Genomic DNA, 18,284 nt, shown 5'->3' with positions numbered 1-18,284 from the left:
CCATGCTCAGTAGAACCAAGGTCGCCGCCCTCTTCGCGACCGCGCTGCTCGCCTCCGCCTGCTCCCAGGGCTCGGCCACCCGGGCCCCCGCCGCCGGTGACGACAGGACGACGCTGCGGTACTTCACGTTCTCGGCGGCGCCGGACCACGTGGAGGACCTGGACGCCATCGTGGCCGCGTTCGAGAAGGAGAACCCGAAGATCGACGTGGTGGTGGAGACCGCGCCGTTCGACGAGTACTTCACCAAACTGCAGACCAGCATCGCGGGCGGCACCGCGCCCGACACCTTCGAGCTGAACTACGAGAACTTCGTCACGTACGCGAGCGCCGGGTCGCTGCTCGATCTCGGCACGGTCGCGGGCGACGGCGACACCTCGGTGTACGCCGGGGAGTCGCTCGCCGCCTTCCAGCGCGACGGCAAGCAGTACGCGCTGCCGGCCTCGTTCTCGACCGTGGTGCTCTTCTACAACAAGGACCTGTTCGAGGCCGCCGGGGTCGAACCGCCCACGAGCGACTGGACGTGGGCCGACGAGAAGGCGGCCGCGGCCAAGCTGACGGACCGGAAGAAGGGCGTGTTCGGCGACTTCCAGCCGGTGCAGTTCTTCGAGTTCTACAAGACGCTCAAGCAGGCGGGCGGCGAGTTCCTGTCGGCGGACGGCAAGAAAGCCGCGTTCGACAGCCCCGAGGGCGCGCGGGCGGCCGAGTGGCTGGTGTCCAAGGTGGGCGAGGTCATGCCGACCGAGGCCGAGATCGGCGGCACCGCCGACTACGACACGAACCTGTTCAAGTCCGGCAAGCTCGCCATGTGGCACAACGGCATCTGGCAGTTCGCGGGCATGAAGGACGCGCCGTTCCAGTGGGACGTGGTCGTCGAACCCGGTGACAAGGCCAAGGCCAGCGCCGTCTTCCACAACGCGGTCGCGGTCTCGGCCGGCGCCAAGGCGGGCAAGGAGGCGTACGCCTGGGCCCGGTTCCTGTCGTCGTCGGACGTCGCGGCGCGGACCCGTATCAAGAGCTCGTGGGAGCTCCCGCCGGTGTCCGACCAGCAGCTCCTGTCCGGCTATCTGCAGGACCCGGTGCCGGCCAACCGGCAGGCGGTGTTCGACTCGCTGGAGTCGATCGCGCTGCCGCCGGTCATCGAGCGCCAGCAGGAGATGCAGGACGCGGTGACCAAGGAGCTGACCGAGGCCGCGTCCGGCCGCAAGTCCGTGGCGGACGCGCTCAAGGCGGCCGCCGCCGAGGTCGACGCCCTGCTCGGCTGAACCACTCAACATCCAGGAGACAGATCCCGTGACGCTCGTGTCGCACAGCCTCGACCTCATCCGCCGGCTGCAGGCTCCCACCGGGGCCTACCCGGCCTCGCCCACCTTCTCCGCCTACCGGGGTTACTCCTGGCTGCGTGACGGCGCGTTCATCGCCGAAGGAGTGAGCAGGCACGGGGACGCGTCCGGCGCGGACGCCTTCCACGCGTGGTGCGCCCGCGTGGTGGGCGACCGGGCCGGGCAGGTGGACGCCCTGGTCTCCCGCGCCGCCCGGGGTGAGACCGTCTCGCCGGCGGAGATGCTGCCGACCCGGTTCACTCTGGAGGGGGCGGACGGGACCGAGGAGTGGTGGGACTTCCAGCTCGACGGGTACGGGACGTGGCTGTGGGCGCTGCTGGAGCACGCGCGCAGGCACGGGCGGACGGTGGCGGGGACCGACAAGGGGGTGCGGGCGGCGGCCCGCTACCTGACGGCGTTCTGGCACCTGCCCTGTTACGACTGGTGGGAGGAGCACCTCGACCGGCGGCACGTCGCCACCCTGGGCTCGGTGCACGCGGGCCTGCGCGCGGCGATCGGCCTGGGCGTGCTGAGCCGGCCGGAGACGGAGGCGGCCGAGGGCGCGGTGGCGGGCATCGCCGCCCTGGTCGCCGCCGAAGGCGTCACCCGGCCGGTGGAGGGTCGCCCGCATCTCACCAAGTGGCTCGGCACGGACGCCGTGGACGCCAGTCTGCTGGCGTGCGTGACGCCGTTCGGGCTGTACGGGACCGACGACCCGGTGGGCGCGGGCACCGTGGCCGAGGTGGAGCGGCGGCTCGCCAGGGACGGCGGGGTGTACCGCTACCTGGACGACACCTTCTACGGCGGCGGCCGGTGGGTGCTGCTGGCCGGGTTCCTCGGCTGGAACCACGCGCGGGCCGGGCGGCCCGGGGAGGCGCGGCGGTATCTGCGGTGGATGGAGGCGCAGGCGACCCCCGCGGGCGACCTGCCGGAGCAGGTGTCCGACCTGCTGCTCGATCCCGGGCGGCGGCAGGAGTGGCTGGACCGGTGGGGGCCGGTGGCGACGCCGCTGCTCTGGTCGCACGGCATGTACCTGATCCTCGCGGACGAGCTGGAGGTGGGGGCATGATCCGGCACCGCCCCTTCGGGTCCGGGCACCCGTACGCGGAGACCGAGGACCAGCGCGTCCCGGCGCGGCCCCTGGACGGCGAGCCGGTGGAGCTGCGCGTCCGGGCGGCGCCGGGGGTGACGTCGGTGGTGTGCGAGTGGGTGACGGACGGCGGCCCGCCCGTGGAGCTCCCGCTCACCAGAGCAGGGTCCGCCGGGGCGGAGGCGTCCGTCGGGGACGGCGGGCATCTGGCGGCGGCGCACGCGCGGGCGACGAGGGCCGCCGCCGGTGCGTGGGCCGTCAGGACTCCCGCGCTGGAAGCGGGCCGCCGGTACTCCTACCGGTTCCGGGCCGCCGACGGGCGGGGCGGGATCCGTACCGGCAGGTGGTTCCACGTGACGGCGGCGCGGTGGTCCGGCGGCGGCGGGAAGCTGGTCGTGCGCGGGAGGGACCGGGTGGTGCCGGGGAGCGTGCGGTGGCTGGCCGACGGGGACGGGCCGCTGCGGGTCCGGTTCGCGCTGGAGCTCGGCCGGGAGGCGCACGTGGTCGGGTTCGGGGAGCGGTTCGACGCGGTGGACCAGCGCGGGCGCACGCTCGACGCGGTCGTGTTCGAGCAGTACAAGAGCCAGGGCGCGCACGGCAGGACGTATCTGCCGATGCCGTTCGCCCTGGTGGTGGACGCCGGGGCGGCCTGGGGGTTCCGGATCGACACCTCGCGCAGGACCTGGTACGACGTCGGCGCGTCCGAGAGCGACCGGATCGCGGTCGAGGCCGAGGTGGGGCCGGACGGCGAGGTGGCGGTCGACCTGTACGACGAGGGGACGCCGGCCGGCGTGCTGCGGCGGTTCCTGGACGACGTGGGGAGGGCTGAGGAGCTGCCCGCGTGGGTGTTCAGGCTGTGGGCCAGCGGCAACGAGTGGAACACCCAGGCCAGGGTAATGGCCGAGATGGACCGGCACCGCGAGCACGGCGTCCCGGTCGGCGCGGTGGTGATCGAGGCGTGGAGCGACGAGACCACGTTCACCGCCTTCCGAGGGGCGGAGTACGAACCGTCCGAGGAGCCGCACCGGCTGGCCGACTACACCTTCCCGGCGGACGGCCCGTGGCCGGACCCCAAGGGCATGGTGGACGAGCTGCACGAGCGCGGGATCAAGGTGCTGCTCTGGCAGATACCGCTGCAGAAGACGCGCCCGCACCCGAGGCACCAGGCCGCCGTGGACGCCCGTCAGCTCGTGGAGCGCGGCTACGGGGTCAAGGAGGCCGACGGCCGGCCGTACCGGAACCGGGGCTGGTGGTTCCCGCTGGCGCTGATGCCGGACCTGTCGTCGCGTGAGGTGCGCGACTGGTGGACGGCCAAGCGCGCCTACCTGGTGGCGGAGGTCGGCGTCGACGGGTTCAAGACCGACGGCGGCGAGCACGCGTGGGGCCACGACCTGCGCTACGCCGACGGCCGCCGGGGCGCGGACGGCAACAACCTGTTCCCCGTCCACTACGCGCGCGCGTTCGGTGACCTGCTGCGGCGGCACGGGAAGGCGCCGGTGACGTTCAGCCGGGCCGGGTTCGCCGGGTCACAGCCGCACGGCGCCTACTGGGCGGGGGACGAGGACTCGACCTGGGAGGCGTTCCGGGCCTCGATCAGGGCCGGGATCACCGCCTCGGCCTGCGGGGTCGTGTACTGGGGGTGGGATCTGGCCGGGTTCTCCGGTGACGTGCCGGGCGCGGAGCTGTATCTGCGGGCGGCGGGCGCGGCCGCGTTCATGCCGATCATGCAGTACCACTCCGAGTTCAACCACCACCGCGAGCCGCTCCGGGACCGCACGCCGTGGAACGTCGCGGAGCGGACCGGCGACGAGCGGGTGGTCCCGGTCTTCAGGCGGCTCGCCGAGCTGCGCGAACGGCTGGTGCCCTACCTGGCCGAGCAGGCCGGGCGGGCGCTGGACGGGCCGCCGCTGATGCGCGGGCTGTTCTTCGACCACCCGGACGACCCGGCCGTCTGGCGGTATCCGCTGCAGTTCAAGCTGGGCGACGCGCTGCTGGTCGCCCCGGTGACCGATCCCGATGTCCCGGAGATGCCGGTCTACCTGCCCGGGGGCGACTGGGTGGACGTCTGGACCGGCCGCCCGCTGCGCGGCGGCCGCGAGGTCGTGCTGCCCGCCCCGCTCGACCGCCCCCCGGTGGTCTGCACGGCGGCGCACTGGCCCGGTCTGTCCCCCGTTTTCACGACCTGAGCCGACGACCCGTGGCAGGACCGCTCCTGCCTCGGGAAACGGTGGTGTGACGACCGGATCGTTCCGAGCGCGGGCACCTCCGAGCCGGTGTTAGCGTGGATGACGTGCTGGGTGCCGGAACCACGCTGAACGACCGCTACCTGCTGACCGAGCGGGTCGGCGGTGGCGGCATGGGCGAGGTGTGGCGTGCCACCGACACGGTGCTCGGCCGCACGGTCGCCGTCAAGGTGCTCATGCCCGCGCTGAGCGAGGACGCCGCCTTCCTCCAGCGGTTCCAGAACGAAGCCAGGGCCATGGCCACGCTGCGCCATCCGGGCGTGGTCGACGTCTACGACTACGGGAGCTGCGAGGTCGGCGGCCGCCAGGTGACGTTCCTGGTGATGGAGTTCGTCGAGGGCGAGTCGCTCGACAAGCACCTGCGCCGGGCCGCGCTCGACCCGGTGGCCACCATGCGGCTGGTCGCCGAGGTGGCCGACGCGCTGGCCGCGGCCCACGCGCAGGGCATCGTGCACCGCGACGTCAAGCCCGCCAACCTCGTCGTGCGGGCCGGCGGCTCGGTGGCGCTGACCGACTTCGGCATCGCCCACTCGGCCTCGGCCGCCCAGCTCACCGCCACCGGGTCGATGCTCTGCTCGGCCGGCTACTGCGCGCCCGAGATGGCGACCTCCAGCGAGATCACCCCGGCGGTCGACGTCTACGCGCTCGGCGTGGTGGCCTACGAGTGCCTGACCGGCCGCCTGCCCTACGAGGGCGACACCCCGGTCCAGATCATCTACAAACACCTGCACGCGTCCGTCCCGCCGCTGCCGCCCGAGGTGCCGCGCGGGCCGCGCGAGGTGGTGGCCAGGGCGCTGGAGAAGGCGCCCGACCGGCGCTACGCCTCCGCCGAGGACATGGCGCGGGCCGCCCGCACGGCCATGACCTCCCCGGGCGCCGCCCCCGCGCCCCGGCGCAGGCGCGCGATGTCCGCCATGCTCGCGACGGTGCTCGCGATGCTGGTCACCGCGGGCGTCGCGGCCATGGTGTGGATGCGCCCGGCCGAGACCGCCCAGCAGAACCCCGTCCTCCCGCCCGCGAGCTCGTCCGAGCCGCACACCTCGGCGACGGCGACCGGGCGGCCGACCGAGGCGGGCAACCAGGCGTCCGACGGCAGGCCGACGCGGGTCCCGCCGCCGGCCGTCACCGGCAGGCCCAGCCCGACCGGCACCCCCACGGTGTCCCCCTCCCCGACGGACCCGCCGACGACCCCCTCCCCCGACCCGACCACCGAGCCGGAGCCCGACCCCACCGGCGAGCCGACCGACGAGCCGTCCGAGCCCGACCCGCACGAGCCGACCCAGGAGCCCACGGCCAAGCCGACCGGCGACATCCAGTGCATCACGACACCCTGTCCTTGACGGTCCGGGTGACAGCGGTCAAGATCGGCTATCGTCGCGTCTGACCACCGTCGCTCACCCCCTGGAGCCCTTGGTGAAGAGGCCCGCCAAGCAGAAGTCGGTCATCGTCGATCCGGTCCTGATCATCGGCACGGTCCTCTCGGTCCTGCTGGCGGTGATCTTCTACGTGCGTGAGGACACCGCGCAGGCCCTCGGCACCGTGGCAGGCCTCCTCGGCGGCGTCATCACCCTCCAGGTCCAGACGCTGCTGCGGGAGCGGCGCCGGGTCGACCACGAGACCCGGGTCGGCGCCCTGGTGTCCACGATCGAGAAGATCCCCTGGCTGCCCGACCTCATGGAGCCGATGCTGCGCGCCGCCAAGCACGTCGAGCTCCAGTACAAGGGCACGCCCGCCGACGACGCCTGCCGCGACGCCTTCGAGGAGTGCCTGCGCACGCTCGCCGACCTGGAGCGCGGCCACTTCCGCGCCCCTTATGGCGACAACGGGGTGTTCCTGCGGCTCATCCGGCAGGCGAAGCGGCAGATCTGCGTCACCAGCGTGCCCTCCGTCGACCTGGAGTGGTGGCTGGAGCCGGTCGGCCGCGAATACTGGCGGGCGCAGGCCGACGCGCTGGCCAGGGGCGTGGTGATCAGGCGGGTGTTCATCTACCGCGAGTGGAGCGACGCCCTCGACGCGCTGGCCCGCGAGCAGGCCGAGGCGGGCGTGAAGGTGCGGCGCATCCACGCCGACCGGCTGTCGCCGGCGTTGCGGGTGATCAGCGGCCTGTGGGACGACGCCTGCGGCCACGAGCTAAGCTACACGGCCGGGGGCGAGGCGGTGTACGACACGTTCACCGTGTCTCCTCCTGATCTCGAACGGCTGATGCGGCAGTTCGAGATGATCGAGCGGATCGCGGTGGAGCTCGACGATCCGCGCTCTCCCGAGCCCGTCGCCTGAGGCCGTCGGCCGCCAGCAGCGCGAGCGCCGCCCACAGCACCGCGAACGCGAGCCACCGGGTGGCCGGCATCGGCTCACGGAAGACCAGCAGCCCGACGAGGAACTGCACGATCGGCTCGATGTACTGCAGCATGCCGGTCACGCTCAGCGGGATCTTGGTGGCCGCGGCGCTGAACAGCAGCATCGGCACGATCATCACGAACCCCGACCCGACGCCCAGCAGCGTGTTGGCGGCCGACACGTGCCCGAACGTCGCCTGCCCGCTCGCCTGCAGCACCACCGTGTACGCCAGCGCGAACGGGAACAGCACGGCGGTCTCCACCATCAGCCCCTCCACGGCGCCGACGGCCACCCTCTTCTTGATCAGCCCGTAGGTGCCGAACGTCACGGCCAGGCCCAGCGCGATCCACGGCGGCCCCCCGTACTCGATCGTGAGCACCACCACGGTGACGGCCGCGAGGCCGATCGCCGCCCACTGGGCGGGGCGCAGCCGCTCCCTGAACAGCACCACCCCGAAGGCGATGCTGACCAGAGGGGTGATGAAGTAGCCGAGCGAGGCGTCGACGACGTGGCCGTTCATGGTCGCCCAGATGAACAGCGCCCAGTTGACCGAGGTCAGCACGCTGGCGACGCTCAGCAGGGCCACGTCGCGGGGCCTGCGCAGGATCGCCGCCACCTTGCGGCGCCTGCCGAGAGCGAGCACCAGCAGGCCGATCGCGACCGGCGACCACAGCACCCGCAGCGCCAGGATCTCCACCGGCCCCGTGGGCTCCACCAGCGGCCAGTAGAGGGCGGACAGCCCCCACAGCACGTACGCCGCCGCGCCCAGCAGGACCCCGCGCCGCGCGACAGACATCGCCCCACCCTAACCCGGGGATTCCTCGCCGAGGGACCCGCCGGTGTCCGGTCTGAGTAGGGTGATCCGGTGGAGACGACTCGTGATCTTTTCGTGGCGCTGGCGCGCCGCTACGCGTTCGCCGACCTCGGGGCGCTGTCGCCCGACCCCCGGATCGCGGAGGCCTGCGAGTTCGGGCAGCGGTTGCTGTCGCTCGACGCCGAGGACTTCGCCGTCGACACCAAGGCGGTGCCCTCGTCGCTCAGGCGGCAGGCCCGGGCGTGCCACATGCCGCAGACCCCGCGCGAGCAGCCGCGCGGCGCGCTGGAGTCGCTGCGCCCCGCCTACGGCCTGCTGCTGGAGGTCATCGCGATCCGCTGGCACCGCCGCGAGCTGAGCCCGATGATCGCCGCGGTGCACATCGCCGCCGAATACCTGCCGCTGCTGGCGTTCGAGCCGCACCTGGGCCACGCGGGCGACCCCGCCCGCTGGCCGGAGGGCCTGAGCGCGACCGGCAGCCGGTTCGGCGTGATCGGCGACCGCGACTGCGACCACACCAAGGCGGAGCAGTCGGCCACCAACCGGACGCTGAGGGTGGCGGGAGAGCCGTCCGAGGGCTGGCGCGCGTACTTCGACCGGCAGCACAGCCAGGTGGCGGGCGCGCTCGCGGTGTGCGTGGCCACCTGCCGCAACCCCTGCACGGCGATGGATTGGATCGCTCCCGAGCCGCGCGCCGGCCTTCAGGAGCGCGCCCGCGTCGCGCTCGCGTTCGCGGAGACCCCGCTGGTACGCCTGCGCCACGCGGCGCCGGTGGGCCACGGCTTCGGCGTGCCGTCGCCGGAGGAGGTGCTCGACGCGTGGGAGCGCAGCCGGAGCACGCTCGGCAAGAGCCCGGTGGGCGCGGCCGCGGCCCGCGACGACGGTTTCCCGCTGCCGGGCCTGCCGTCGTTCTTCGCCGCCGTCGCCGCGGCGCCGATCGAGCCGTCCACGCTGCTCAGGGGCGTGAGCGAGCACATCGCCGCGCTGATCGACGGCTAGCGGCGGGCGCCGGCCTGCTCGGCCAGGGCGCCGATCCCGTACAGCAGGCCGCCCACCAGGTCGCCCGCGCTGAACGCGGTGGCCATGGACATCGCCGTCAGCCGGCACGACGCGTCGGAGAGCCGGCGCCTGGCGTTCTCGCCGGTGACGATCTCCAGGGCGCGGCCCCGTACGTCGACCATGATCACGACGGCGTCGTCCGCCTCCTCGTCGAGCGCGGCGTGCAGCCGCTCGGCGAAGTGGCGCCGGCCGCCGACGGGCGAGCCGAGGAAGAGCGCGAAGCGCAGGGCGCAGCGCCGCTCCGCGGCCCGCAGGGCCTGCCGGACGTCGTCGGCCTGGGCCGCGGAGAGAGTTCGCATCCCGATCACCATCCCGCCGACGCGCCACCGACCCGCATGCCGGGCTCGGCGGTCTCCGCCGCCGCGACCCAGTCGGCCTCTCCCGGCGGCGCCCACTGCGGCGGCCGGTCGACCAGCACGAGCCCCGACGTGCTCACGCCGCGGTCGCCGCGGCCGGGGCCGCCGATCCACACCGGCCCCGCCTCCGCCTTGCGCGCGGCACCGCGCCCCGGCATCAGCACGAGCAGGCTGATCAGCACGAACAGTCCCAGCGACACCCCGATGAGGAAGAGCAGGATCTCCAGCGCGCTGTTCACATCACGAACGTAATCCCGGTCCGCCGGTCCGGCCAGACCCAGGTACGAGAGTCTCGACAGGAGATGCCAAAGACCCGGTCAACATGATCGCGAGGCCCTCCGGCAGGGCTAGGATCGCCTCGGGCTCTCCCTACCTCTCTAGAGAGGAACGTAATAAGTACCCGGAAACCGGGCGTAGGACACGGTGAGCCGGGCCATAAAACTATGGACAAGGCAGCACTAGGAATGCATCAGAACCCCGGGCTACGGTGAATCACGTGGACTCCGACCCTCAGCGTGAAGACGGTCACAACACGTCCCCGATCTGGGTGAGCGACAGACCGGAAAACGAGCAGACCGCCAAACCTGCGGCGCCCACCACCACCTATGCGCCGGTCGAGCGGGCCTCCATGCGCGAGCTGCTCCAGCAGCCTCGCTTCCGCCGCATGCGCAACCGCGCGCTGCTGGCCCTCGCCGTCGGCGTCGCCGTGGGTCTCCTGGTCATGGACTGGCGGGTGGGCGTGACCGCGGGCGTGCTCGCCGCCATCGGCGAGGCGATCTACCGCGCGCGTTCCAACTCGACGGTGCCGGCCTGGCGGCGCTCCTCGGTGGCCGAGCGCCGCACCGAGGCGCAGCTGCGCCAGCTTGAGCGCCGCGGCTACCGCACCCTCCACGCCCGCGCCATCCCCGGCACCGAAGCGCAGATCGACCACCTGGTCGTCGGGCCGACGGGCGTGTACGCGGTCGACTCGGAGAAGTGGGACAAGCGGCTTCCCGTGCGGGTGCAGATGGGCAAGAAGCTCTTCCACGGCCCCTTCGACAAGAAGGACCGCCTCGTCGAGGCCAGGGGCGAGGCGACCCGGGCCGCCGAGCTGATCAGCAAGGCCTACGGCCACCAGGTGTCGGTGGTGCCGTCGCTGGCGATCTACGGCCCGCCGGTGCCCTGGAAGATCATGACGATCAAGGGCGTGGACGTCTACGAGGGCGTCCGGGCCCGCCGGTGGATCACCAAGCGGGAGCGCGCGCTCACCGACACGGAGATCGACAAGATCTACGAGATCGCGGCCCAGGTGCTGCCCCCGCGCTACGGCGAGGGCTGACAGGCAGGCGGAGAGGCCTCACTGGCACACCTGTGCCTCTCCGCGGCGGCCTTCCTTCTCGCGGATACGTCCCCGTACGCGTCGCGCCCACATAAGCGGGCCCCGGCGGGGAAGCGGAAACCGGAACACCGGGGCGGCGCGTGCCGCCCCGGATGACCGTCCGGACCCGCAGAAGGAGTGTCTCCCCATGGCCAGACTCGGTTTCCACGCCTCGCACGAACAGCTCGCGCCGAGCGCCCTGCTGGAGGCAGTGCGCCGGGCCGAGGAGGCGGGTTTCACCACCGCGATGTGCTCCGACCACTTCGCGCCCTGGAGCCACGCCCAGGGCCACTCCGGCTACGCCTGGTCCTGGCTGGGAGCCGCGCTGGCCGGCACCGGCCTGCCGTTCGGCGTCGTCACCGCGCCCGGTCAGCGTTACCACCCCGCGGTGGCCGCGCAGAAGGCCGCCACGCTCTGCGAGATGTTCCCCGGCCGGTTCTGGATGGCGCTGGGCAGCGGCCAGGCGCTCAACGAGCACATCACCGGCGACAGGTGGCCGGCCAAGCCGGAGCGCAAGGCGCGGCTGCGGGAGTGCGTCGACGTCATGCGGGCGCTGTTCGCCGGGGAGTGCGTGTCGCACCGCGGGCTCGTCACGGTGGACCGCGCCCAGCTCTACACCCTGCCCGAGACCCCGCCCCCGCTGATCGGCGCCGCCGTCAGCGCCGAGACCGCCCGATGGGCCGGCTCGTGGGCCGACGGGCTCATCACCGTCAACCAGGACGTGCCGCAGCTGCGCCGGGTCGTCGAGGCGTTCCGCGAGGGAGGCGGCGCGGGCAAGCCGGTCTACCTCCAGGTCCACCTGTCGTGGGCCGAGGACGAGCAGACCGCGCTGCGGATCGCGCACGAGCAGTGGCGCACGGGCGTGCTCGGCGGCGACGTGCCCTGGAACCTGTCGACGCCGGAGGAGTACGAGCAGGCCTCCGCCACCGTCAGGCCCGACGACGTGCGGCGGGCCGTGCTGGTCTCCGCCGACCTGGAACGCCATGCCGGCTGGCTCGCCGAGTACGCCGACCTCGGCTTCGACACGCTCTTCCTGCACCACGTGGGCCAGGAGCAGCGCGGTTTCATCGACGCCTTCGGCCAGAAGGTGCTGCCGCGGCTGCGGGAACCGGCTTGAGCGCACGCTTCCCGCCGATCGACGGATAAGCGTTCCTGTCGGACACCCACACCGCCGCGCTCGTCGCCCCGGGCGGGGCGGTCGAGTGGTTCTGCGTGCCGGCCTTCGACGGCGAGAGCGTGTTCGCGCGCCTGCTCGACCGCGACCGCGGCGGCGCCCTCGACATCGAGGTGGCGGGCGCGGGAGCGCCGGAGCGCCGCTATCTCGGCGACACCCTGGTGCTGGAGAGCGTCCACCGCACCGGCGACGCGACCGTGACGGTGACGGATTCCTGGCCGTCGCCGACGACGGCGACCCGGCCGGCCCGCTCGCCGCCCGGCACCTACTCGTCCGCGTGGTGCGGGCTACCGGCGGGACCGCCGACGTCCGGATCGGGATCGACGCCCGGCCCGGCTACACGCGGGAGACGGCCCGGTGGCGGCCGGACGGCGACGGGACGTGGGTGCACGAGGAGCCCCGGCTGTGAGCCGCCGCCGACCGGCCGCTGCTCCGCTCCGGCTCCGTCCTCGGGATCGAGACGTCGCTGGGGCCCGGTGAGGGGTTCGCCGTCGTGCTGGGGTACGCGGACGCGCCACGGCGTGCCGACGACGTCCGCAGGGCCGACGCACTGCTGCGCGCGACCGTACCGCGTGGGAGACGTGGTCGAGCCGGGGCGACGACATCGGGACCGGGCGGGCGCACGTCCGGCGCAGCGCGCTGGTGCTGCGCGGGCTGATGTTGGGTGTGCCTGGACCGGGGTGTGCGGCTGGCCGGGCTGCTCGGTGACGAGAGCGCGCCGGCGCACCGCTGGCGGCGGGCCGCCGACGAGGTGCGCGTGCTGGGCACCGTCGACCGCGTGATCGAGGAGCTCTGCGACGGCGACCTGGTGCACCGCTACAGCCCCGCGGAGGTCGACGACGGGCTGCCCGGCGAGGAGGGCAGCAGGAGTCAGGGCCGCTCCGGGAGCTGACCACCGAGGCGGGCCTCGAAGGCGTCCAGCGCGGCGGCGAGCTCCCGGCTGGGCGGCAGGGCGCCCGCCATGCGCGGGCCGAGCGCGGCGCCGAACCCGCTGATCCGGACGATCAGGTCGATCATCGCGTCCCGGTCCGGCCAGGGGAACGACGGCTGCGCGATGAGCAGCGCGGCGCAGCCGTGCGCCGCCGACCACAGGGCCAGGGCGAGCCGTTCGGGCTCGCCGCGCATCACCCCCGCCTCGACGCACGCGCGGACGGCGTCCACCATGTAGCCGAAGCACGCCTGCGCGGCGGGCGGCACCCCCTCCCCCGCCGAGGGGGTCATCATCAGCACCCGGTACTGCACCGGGTGGTCCAGCGCGAAACGGATGTAGGCCCGGCCGCACCGGCCCAGCCGCAGGAACGGGTCGGGGTCCCGGCACTCGGCCACGAGCCTGCCGAGCTCGTCCCACACCCGCAGGCACACCGCCTCCAGCAGTTCCTCCTTGTCGGCGAAGTGCAGGTAGACCGAGGGCGTGGAGACTCCCGCGCGGGCGGCGACCGCGCGGACGGTGAGCGCCTCCTCGGTGCCGGTCTCGTCCAGCAGCTCCTCGGCCGCGCGCAGGAGCTCCTCGCGCAGCAGCGCGCCGTCGCCGCGCCGGGCGCGGACCCGTTTCTCCGTCACCTCCCTAGGTTGACGCCGTTAGGTTAACGATGTCAATCTGATCCTCTGCGAAGGGGAGCACATGACGCGATTCGACGAGGCGACGGCGGTCAAGACCACCGGCCAGGGCACGTACGAGGCCAGGCTGGACGCGACGTGGAGCGTCGGCGACAAGCTGCACGGCGGCTACCTGATGGCGGTGCTGGCCAGGGCGGCGCTCGAAAGCGCGGCGGGCCCCGGGCACCCGCACGTGACCGCCGTGAGCGCGTCGTTCGCCGAGCCGCCGGAGCCGGGGCCGGCCGAGGTCCTGGTCGAGGTGCTGCGCGCCGGGAGGACCGTGACCCAGGTCAGGGCGGAGCTCACGCAGCAGGGCAGGCCGCGGGTGGCCGCGCTGGTGACGCTCGGCCTGCTGGACGACGCCGATCCGCGCTGGACGTCGGCGCCGGCGGTCGAGATGCCCCCGGAGGAGTCCTGCTTCCTGGCGCCGAGAGAGGTGCCGGGCAACGCCTTCCCGGTGCCGCTCATGGACGTGCTGGAGCTGCGGCTCCACCCCGAGCAGGTGGGTTTCGTGTTCGGCGAGCCGTCCCTGCGCGGGCGGCTCGACACCTGGCAGCGGCTCAAGGACGGCGCCGCGTGGGACCCGCTCAGCCTGCTGCTGGCCCTGGACCCGGTGCCCCCGGCCTCCTACGACCTGGGCCTGCCGGGCTGGGCGCCGACGATCCAGCTCACCGCGCACGTGCTGCGCCTGCCGGCCCCCGGCCCGGTCAAGGTGCGCCTGTCGGTCACCGAGGTGGGCGGCGGGAGGATGGACGAGACGGCCATGGTGTGGGACTCGCGGGACCGCCTGGTGGCGCAGGCGACCCAGCTCGCCGCGATCCGCGTCCCCGCCTGACGCCGTATCGGGTCGTGGACATCCGTCTCAGTTACCGGGCGGCTGGCCGTACCATGGATGGACGCTCGACGATGGGAGAAGCTCCATGCCCGCCCTCAGGTCTCGTACCGTCACCCACGGCAGGAACATGGTCGGTGCCCGGGCCCTGCTCCGGGCGACCGGCGTAGCCGGGAGCGACTTCGGCAAGCCGATCATCGCGGTGGCCAACAGCTTCACCCAGTTCGTGCCCGGCCACGTCCACCTGCGCGACGTCGGCGACGTGGTGTCCGGGGCGATCCGCGAGGCGGGTGCCATCCCCCGCGAGTTCAACACGATCGCGGTCGACGACGGCATCGCCATGGGCCACGGCGGCATGCTCTACTCGCTGCCGTCGCGCGAGCTCATCGCCGACGCCGTCGAGTACATGGTCAACGCCCACTGCGCCGACGCGATGATCTGCGTCTCCAACTGCGACAAGATCACCCCGGGCATGCTGCTGGCCGCGTTCCGGCTCAACATCCCGACGGTCTTCGTCTCCGGCGGTCCGATGGAGGCCGGCAAGACGCCCGGCCGCAAGCTCGATCTGATCGACCCGATGATCGCCTCCGCCGACGACTCCGTCACCGACGCCGAGCTGCTGGAGATGGAGGAGAGCGCCTGCCCGACCTGCGGCTCGTGCTCCGGCATGTTCACCGCCAACTCCATGAACTGCCTGGCCGAGGCCATCGGCCTGGCGCTGCCCGGCAACGGCACGATCCTGGCCACCCACAAGGCGCGCAAGGACCTCTTCGAGGAGGCCGGCCGCACGCTCGTCGAGATCACCCGGCGCTACTACGAGGAGGGCGACGAGTCGGTGCTGCCGCGCTCGATCGCCACCCGCGAGGCGTTCGAGAACGCGATGACGCTCGACGTCGCCATGGGCGGATCCACCAACACGATCCTCCACATCCTGGCCGCGGCCCGCGAGGCCGAGGTCGACTTCGGGCTCAAGGAGATCAACGAGATCTCCCTGCGGGTGCCGTGCCTGTGCAAGGTCGCCCCGGCGACCAGCAAGTACCACGTCGAGGACGTCCACCGGGCCGGCGGCATCCCCGCCATCCTGGGCGAGCTCGACCGGGCCGGGCTGCTCCACCGCGACGTCCCGACGGTCAACGGCGGCACGCTCGGCGACCTGCTGGCCGCCTGGGACCCGATGTCGCCCTCGGTCAGGCCCGAGGCGACGGAGCTGTGGCACGCCGCGCCCGGCAACGTCCGCACCGTCAAGCCCTACTCGCAGGACAACCGGTGGGACTCCCTCGACCTCGACCGCGCCGACGGGTGCGTGCGCGACCTCGAGCACGCCTACACCGCCGACGGCGGCCTCGCCGTGCTCTACGGCAACATCTCCCGCGACGGCGCCGTGGTGAAGACCGCCGGCGTCGACGAGTCGATCTGGAAGTTCATCGGGCCGGCCGTCGTGTTCGAGTCGCAGGAGCAGGCGGTCGAGGGCATCCTCAACGACCGGGTCAAGGAGGGCGACGTGGTGATCGTCCGCTACGAAGGCCCCAAGGGCGGCCCCGGCATGCAGGAGATGCTCTACCCGACCTCGTTCCTCAAGGGCAAGGGCCTGGGCAAGGCGTGCGCGCTGATCACCGACGGCCGCTTCTCCGGCGGCACGTCCGGGCTGTCGATCGGCCACGCCTCCCCCGAGGCGGCCGAGGGCGGCACGATCGCGCTCGTCGAGGACGGCGACCTCGTCGAGATCGACATCCCCGCCCGCAAGCTGGAGCTGCACGTCCCCGAGGCCGAGCTGGCGGCCCGCCGCGAGCGGCTGCTGGCCGAGCTGGGCGGGTTCCGGCCGCGCGACCGCGACCGGCCGGTGAGCGCGGCGCTGCAGGCGTACGCGGCCATGACGACCTCGGCCTCCACCGGCGCCTCGCGCGACCTGTCGCAGCTGTCCAAGTGACCCTGTACGGCAGGCGACACTCCTGTCGCCTGCCGTACACACTTTCGAAAATGTCAGTGGCTTTACCTATGCTTGGGGTATGGCTGAAGTCGTGAAGCCCCAGACGCAACCGCTGACGACCGCCGAGATCGCCGCCCTCGCTCTGTCCCTGGCTCACCTGGGGTCGGGCCCGCAAGCCGTCACCGCCCGGCGCGGCCTGCAGCACGCCCTCGATCATCTCGACCTCGACGACGACGTCATCGCCGCCACCCTCGACACCCTCGTCGAGCCGCTGCCCGCCGAGGTGGCCGCGCGGGCCCGGCTCATCGCCGACGCCATCACCGGCCGCATGATGGTCCGCCTCCACTACCGCGACGCCGCCGGCACCGTCACCAGCCGCGAGGTCGAGCCGGTGACCTGCCTGGTCCACCGCGACTTCTGGTATCTCGTGGGAGTGTGCCGGATGCGCCGCGCGATCCGCGCCTTCCGCTTCGACCGCATCCTCGCCGTCGAGCCCACCCTCACCCCGTCCCGCCCCCACCTGGCCGACCGCTTCCTGCCGTTCCAGCGCCGCAAGCGCACCAGGGCCGCCTGACCTCCCCACGGGCGGCGTGCCCATCCCACCAGGCACGCCGCCCACCCTTGGGGATGTTCGCGGGGGCCCAGTCTTCTACAAAATCACGGTGTCGATCCCCCTCCGGCCTGGGCGAAGCTGGTTAGGGTGCTTCTCGATCAAGTGGCGATGCTTGTTCACCGCCCGCGTCGGCGGGCGGGCGCCGGTGGCGATCCGGCTGTCCGCCCACACGGCCCAGCTCATCCGCGGCCGGAGCGGGGGGCGCGTCCTCGACGAGCAGCCGCTCTCACCCGGTGCCGCCCACCACGTGCTGCTCACGGTGCGAGGAAGCAGGATCGTCGCGCTGGTCGACGGAGCGGTCCGGCTCAGCGCGCCGAGCCGCCACGGCGCCGGCGACACCGGCGGCATCGCGCTGTCGATCGTTCGCGACCGCGCCGACCGGCGCTGGCCGGTCTTCACCGGCCTGCGCGTGACTCCGAGGGGAAACCCGCCGGCATCCGCCGAGAGCTAGCCGCAGCAACCGCCGCCGCAGCAGCCACCGCCCGAGGCAGGGGGCGGGGTGGCGGCGGAGCCGGTCATGGCGACGGTGGAGAGCAGTTTGACCGTGTCGTCGTGGCCCTCCGGGCAGGCGGCCGGGTCGCTGGACGCCGACATCGGCCGGGACACCTCGAACGTGGAGCCGCAGGCGCGGCAGCGGTAGTCGTAACGCGGCATGCCATCAGAGTAGCCCGGAACGCCGTCAGGGCTGGAAAGTCACCCGGGCGTAGCCTGCCGGTTCGGTGAAGAGCACGAGCCGGCCCCACACCTGGGAGTAGCCCGAAGGTCACGGGCCCGGCACGAGGTGCCGGGCCCGGGTCAGGCAGCCGCTTCAAGGTAGGGCGCCCATTGGGGGTCGCCGACGAGCGAGGCGCCGATCAACCGCCAGTGAGCGCCCCGTGGCACGGACGGGGCGACACTCAGGGTCCACCCCAGCTCCTCCAGGTACTTGTCGGCCTTCCTGTGGTTGCACGGCGAGCACGAGGCGACGCAGTTCTCCCACGTGTGGGCGCCGCCCCTGGAGCGGGGGACGACGTGGTCGATGGTCTCGGCCCGCTGCCCGCAGTAGGCGCACCGGTAGTCGTCGCGCCGCATGAGGGCGGCTCTGGTCAGGGGGATACGGGATCGGTACGGGATGCGGACGTATCTCCTGAGCCGGATGACCGACGGCACGTCGAGCGTCCGGCTGGTGGAGCGCAGCACGGCTCCGCGGCCGTCACGGTGGATGATGTCGGCCTTCTCCCGCAGCACGAGCACGATGGCGCGGTGCAGGGAAAGCGTGGTCAGGGGCTCGTAGGTGGCGTTGAGCAGCAGGACTTGGCGCATCATCGGGCCTCTCCCCGCCGCACCCAATTCGAAGGAGACATGCCGTGGCATGTCCCGGCTATTCGCCCCTCCTGGGGCTTCGGCACAACCATCACGTGGACCTCCGCCGGACGGCCCAGCGGATGGACACCACGGCACCGTCCTGTCAGCAAGTCTGGCGTTCACCGCAGCGTCCCCGCCACCCCTTAACGTCCGGCCCGGAATGACCAGAGGGACGCACGTTACGGTTTATTCCCGTATCACCAGGCCTTTACGCCAACCTCCG

Annotated in this window: 21 protein-coding genes and 1 pseudogene; 15 read left to right on the top strand and 7 right to left on the bottom strand. The window is 72.9% G+C overall.

Annotation, left to right across the window (positions count from 1 at the left end; translation table 11 throughout):
* The first annotated feature begins 2 nt into the window (after positions 1-2).
* The 5 genes from FR742_RS05565 to FR742_RS05545 all read left to right on the top strand — a co-directional run bounded on the left by FR742_RS05565 (position 3) and on the right by FR742_RS05545 (position 6,929).
* Positions 3-1,262, top strand: coding sequence for a sugar ABC transporter substrate-binding protein (locus FR742_RS05565; protein ID WP_148029933.1), 1,260 nt, complete (start codon positions 3-5; stop codon positions 1,260-1,262).
* A gap of 28 nt (positions 1,263-1,290) precedes the next feature.
* The gene (locus FR742_RS05560; protein ID WP_222708845.1) at positions 1,291-2,388 is read left to right on the top strand and encodes a glycoside hydrolase family 15 protein; all 1,098 of its coding nucleotides are present in this window, start codon (positions 1,291-1,293) and stop codon (positions 2,386-2,388) included.
* Complete coding sequence (locus FR742_RS05555; RefSeq protein WP_148029931.1) at positions 2,385-4,595, top strand: TIM-barrel domain-containing protein; 2,211 nt, start codon at positions 2,385-2,387, stop codon at positions 4,593-4,595. Before FR742_RS05560 ends, FR742_RS05555 begins: the two co-directional genes overlap by 4 nt.
* A gap of 104 nt (positions 4,596-4,699) precedes the next feature.
* A complete protein-coding gene (locus tag FR742_RS05550) occupies positions 4,700-5,992 on the top strand; it encodes a serine/threonine-protein kinase (protein WP_148029930.1) in 1,293 nt (430 codons plus the stop codon).
* 73 nt (positions 5,993-6,065) lie between these two features.
* Positions 6,066-6,929, top strand: coding sequence for a hypothetical protein (locus FR742_RS05545; RefSeq protein WP_148029929.1), 864 nt, complete (start codon positions 6,066-6,068; stop codon positions 6,927-6,929).
* Here the strand turns inward: FR742_RS05545 and rarD are convergent.
* Positions 6,823-7,785 carry an EamA family transporter RarD gene (gene rarD / locus FR742_RS05540; protein WP_148029928.1) on the bottom strand — a complete coding sequence of 321 codons (963 nt, stop codon included), beginning with the start codon at positions 7,783-7,785 and terminating at the stop codon, positions 6,823-6,825. The two genes, FR742_RS05545 and rarD, sit on opposite strands and share 107 nt — an antisense overlap.
* A gap of 69 nt (positions 7,786-7,854) precedes the next feature.
* Between rarD and FR742_RS05535 the strand changes: the two genes are divergently transcribed.
* Positions 7,855-8,802 carry a hypothetical protein gene (locus FR742_RS05535; RefSeq protein ID WP_148029927.1) on the top strand — a complete coding sequence of 316 codons (948 nt, stop codon included), beginning with the start codon at positions 7,855-7,857 and terminating at the stop codon, positions 8,800-8,802.
* Here FR742_RS05535 and FR742_RS05530 read toward each other — a convergent pair.
* Together FR742_RS05530 and FR742_RS05525 are read right to left on the bottom strand one after the other, a co-directional pair.
* Positions 8,799-9,161 carry a DUF5130 family protein gene (locus FR742_RS05530; protein WP_187281009.1) on the bottom strand — a complete coding sequence of 121 codons (363 nt, stop codon included), beginning with the start codon at positions 9,159-9,161 and terminating at the stop codon, positions 8,799-8,801. The two genes, FR742_RS05535 and FR742_RS05530, sit on opposite strands and share 4 nt — an antisense overlap.
* Positions 9,162-9,166: 5 nt before the next feature.
* Positions 9,167-9,457 carry a hypothetical protein gene (locus FR742_RS05525; RefSeq protein WP_148029925.1) on the bottom strand — a complete coding sequence of 97 codons (291 nt, stop codon included), beginning with the start codon at positions 9,455-9,457 and terminating at the stop codon, positions 9,167-9,169.
* Positions 9,458-9,714: 257 nt separating this feature from the next.
* Here FR742_RS05525 and FR742_RS05520 point away from each other — a divergent pair, with 257 nt between their 5' ends.
* The 3 genes and pseudogenes from FR742_RS05520 to FR742_RS46485 form a co-directional block, all read left to right on the top strand.
* Positions 9,715-10,536, top strand: coding sequence for a nuclease-related domain-containing protein (locus FR742_RS05520; protein ID WP_148029924.1), 822 nt, complete (start codon positions 9,715-9,717; stop codon positions 10,534-10,536).
* A 187-nt stretch (positions 10,537-10,723) separates the two neighbouring features.
* The gene (locus tag FR742_RS05515) at positions 10,724-11,692 is read left to right on the top strand and encodes a TIGR03885 family FMN-dependent LLM class oxidoreductase (protein WP_148029923.1); all 969 of its coding nucleotides are present in this window, start codon (positions 10,724-10,726) and stop codon (positions 11,690-11,692) included.
* Between the two features lie 35 nt (positions 11,693-11,727).
* A pseudogene (locus FR742_RS46485) lies at positions 11,728-11,919 on the top strand (trehalase-like domain-containing protein); the annotation flags it as partial.
* Here FR742_RS46485 and FR742_RS45590 read toward each other — a convergent pair.
* A complete protein-coding gene (locus tag FR742_RS45590; protein WP_261808371.1) occupies positions 11,892-12,014 on the bottom strand; it encodes a hypothetical protein in 123 nt (40 codons plus the stop codon). The pseudogene FR742_RS46485 and the gene FR742_RS45590 overlap by 28 nt on opposite strands.
* Before the next feature lie 12 nt (positions 12,015-12,026).
* Here FR742_RS45590 and FR742_RS45585 point away from each other — a divergent pair, with 12 nt between their 5' ends.
* Both FR742_RS45585 and FR742_RS45580 read left to right on the top strand, forming a co-directional pair.
* Positions 12,027-12,158 (top strand): hypothetical protein, encoded by a 132-nt coding sequence (locus FR742_RS45585; RefSeq protein WP_261808370.1) that lies wholly within the window; start codon positions 12,027-12,029, stop codon positions 12,156-12,158.
* Between the two features lie 255 nt (positions 12,159-12,413).
* Positions 12,414-12,641, top strand: coding sequence for a hypothetical protein (locus FR742_RS45580; RefSeq protein ID WP_148029922.1), 228 nt, complete (start codon positions 12,414-12,416; stop codon positions 12,639-12,641).
* On the opposite strand, the gene FR742_RS05505 is transcribed toward FR742_RS45580, so the two are convergent.
* On the bottom strand, positions 12,620-13,309 hold the full coding sequence (locus FR742_RS05505) for a TetR/AcrR family transcriptional regulator (protein ID WP_148029921.1): 690 nt from the start codon (positions 13,307-13,309) through the stop codon (positions 12,620-12,622). The genes FR742_RS45580 and FR742_RS05505 overlap by 22 nt on opposite strands.
* 61 nt (positions 13,310-13,370) lie before the next feature.
* On the opposite strand from FR742_RS05505, the gene FR742_RS05500 reads away from it, so the two are divergent.
* The 4 genes from FR742_RS05500 (at position 13,371) to FR742_RS05485 (ending at position 17,168) form a co-directional block, all read left to right on the top strand.
* Positions 13,371-14,180: a thioesterase family protein gene (locus FR742_RS05500; RefSeq protein WP_148029920.1), complete on the top strand. Its 810-nt coding sequence runs from the start codon at positions 13,371-13,373 to the stop codon at positions 14,178-14,180.
* Positions 14,181-14,265: 85 nt separating this feature from the next.
* The gene (gene ilvD, locus FR742_RS05495; protein ID WP_148029919.1) at positions 14,266-16,104 is read left to right on the top strand and encodes a dihydroxy-acid dehydratase; all 1,839 of its coding nucleotides are present in this window, start codon (positions 14,266-14,268) and stop codon (positions 16,102-16,104) included.
* 79 nt (positions 16,105-16,183) lie between these two features.
* Positions 16,184-16,678: a YafY family protein gene (locus tag FR742_RS05490; RefSeq protein ID WP_148029918.1), complete on the top strand. Its 495-nt coding sequence runs from the start codon at positions 16,184-16,186 to the stop codon at positions 16,676-16,678.
* Between the two features lie 151 nt (positions 16,679-16,829).
* Positions 16,830-17,168: a hypothetical protein gene (locus tag FR742_RS05485; RefSeq protein WP_148029917.1), complete on the top strand. Its 339-nt coding sequence runs from the start codon at positions 16,830-16,832 to the stop codon at positions 17,166-17,168.
* Here FR742_RS05485 and FR742_RS05480 read toward each other — a convergent pair.
* Positions 17,165-17,371 (bottom strand): zinc ribbon domain-containing protein, encoded by a 207-nt coding sequence (locus FR742_RS05480; RefSeq protein WP_148029916.1) that lies wholly within the window; start codon positions 17,369-17,371, stop codon positions 17,165-17,167. The two genes, FR742_RS05485 and FR742_RS05480, sit on opposite strands and share 4 nt — an antisense overlap.
* Positions 17,372-17,512: 141 nt before the next feature.
* On the bottom strand, positions 17,513-18,019 hold the full coding sequence (locus tag FR742_RS05475; protein WP_148034362.1) for an HNH endonuclease: 507 nt from the start codon (positions 18,017-18,019) through the stop codon (positions 17,513-17,515).
* Between the last annotated feature and the right edge of the window lie 265 nt (positions 18,020-18,284).

Origin of the sequence: Nonomuraea sp. C10, assembly GCF_008017515.1 — a bacterium.
Classification (GTDB): Bacteria; Actinomycetota; Actinomycetes; order Streptosporangiales; family Streptosporangiaceae; genus Nonomuraea; species Nonomuraea ferruginea.
The sequence above is the reverse complement of the archived record's forward strand: the minus strand, read 5'-3'. Positions and strand labels throughout refer to the sequence as shown.

Excerpts from the sequence above, each read along its gene's own strand:
- FR742_RS05565 (WP_148029933.1), top strand. The coding sequence starts at position 3 with ATGCTCAGTAGAACCAAGGTCGCCGCCCTCTTCGCGACCGCGCTGCTC.
- FR742_RS05555 (WP_148029931.1), top strand. The coding sequence starts at position 2,385 with ATGATCCGGCACCGCCCCTTCGGGTCCGGGCACCCGTACGCGGAGACC.
- rarD (WP_148029928.1), bottom strand. The coding sequence starts at position 7,785 with ATGTCTGTCGCGCGGCGCGGGGTCCTGCTGGGCGCGGCGGCGTACGTG.
- FR742_RS05530 (WP_187281009.1), bottom strand. The coding sequence starts at position 9,161 with ATGCGAACTCTCTCCGCGGCCCAGGCCGACGACGTCCGGCAGGCCCTG.
- FR742_RS05515 (WP_148029923.1), top strand. The coding sequence starts at position 10,724 with ATGGCCAGACTCGGTTTCCACGCCTCGCACGAACAGCTCGCGCCGAGC.
- FR742_RS05500 (WP_148029920.1), top strand. The coding sequence starts at position 13,371 with ATGACGCGATTCGACGAGGCGACGGCGGTCAAGACCACCGGCCAGGGC.
- ilvD (WP_148029919.1), top strand. The coding sequence starts at position 14,266 with ATGCCCGCCCTCAGGTCTCGTACCGTCACCCACGGCAGGAACATGGTC.
- FR742_RS05490 (WP_148029918.1), top strand. The coding sequence starts at position 16,184 with ATGGCTGAAGTCGTGAAGCCCCAGACGCAACCGCTGACGACCGCCGAG.
- FR742_RS05480 (WP_148029916.1), bottom strand. The coding sequence starts at position 17,371 with ATGCCGCGTTACGACTACCGCTGCCGCGCCTGCGGCTCCACGTTCGAG.
- FR742_RS05475 (WP_148034362.1), bottom strand. The coding sequence starts at position 18,019 with ATGCGCCAAGTCCTGCTGCTCAACGCCACCTACGAGCCCCTGACCACG.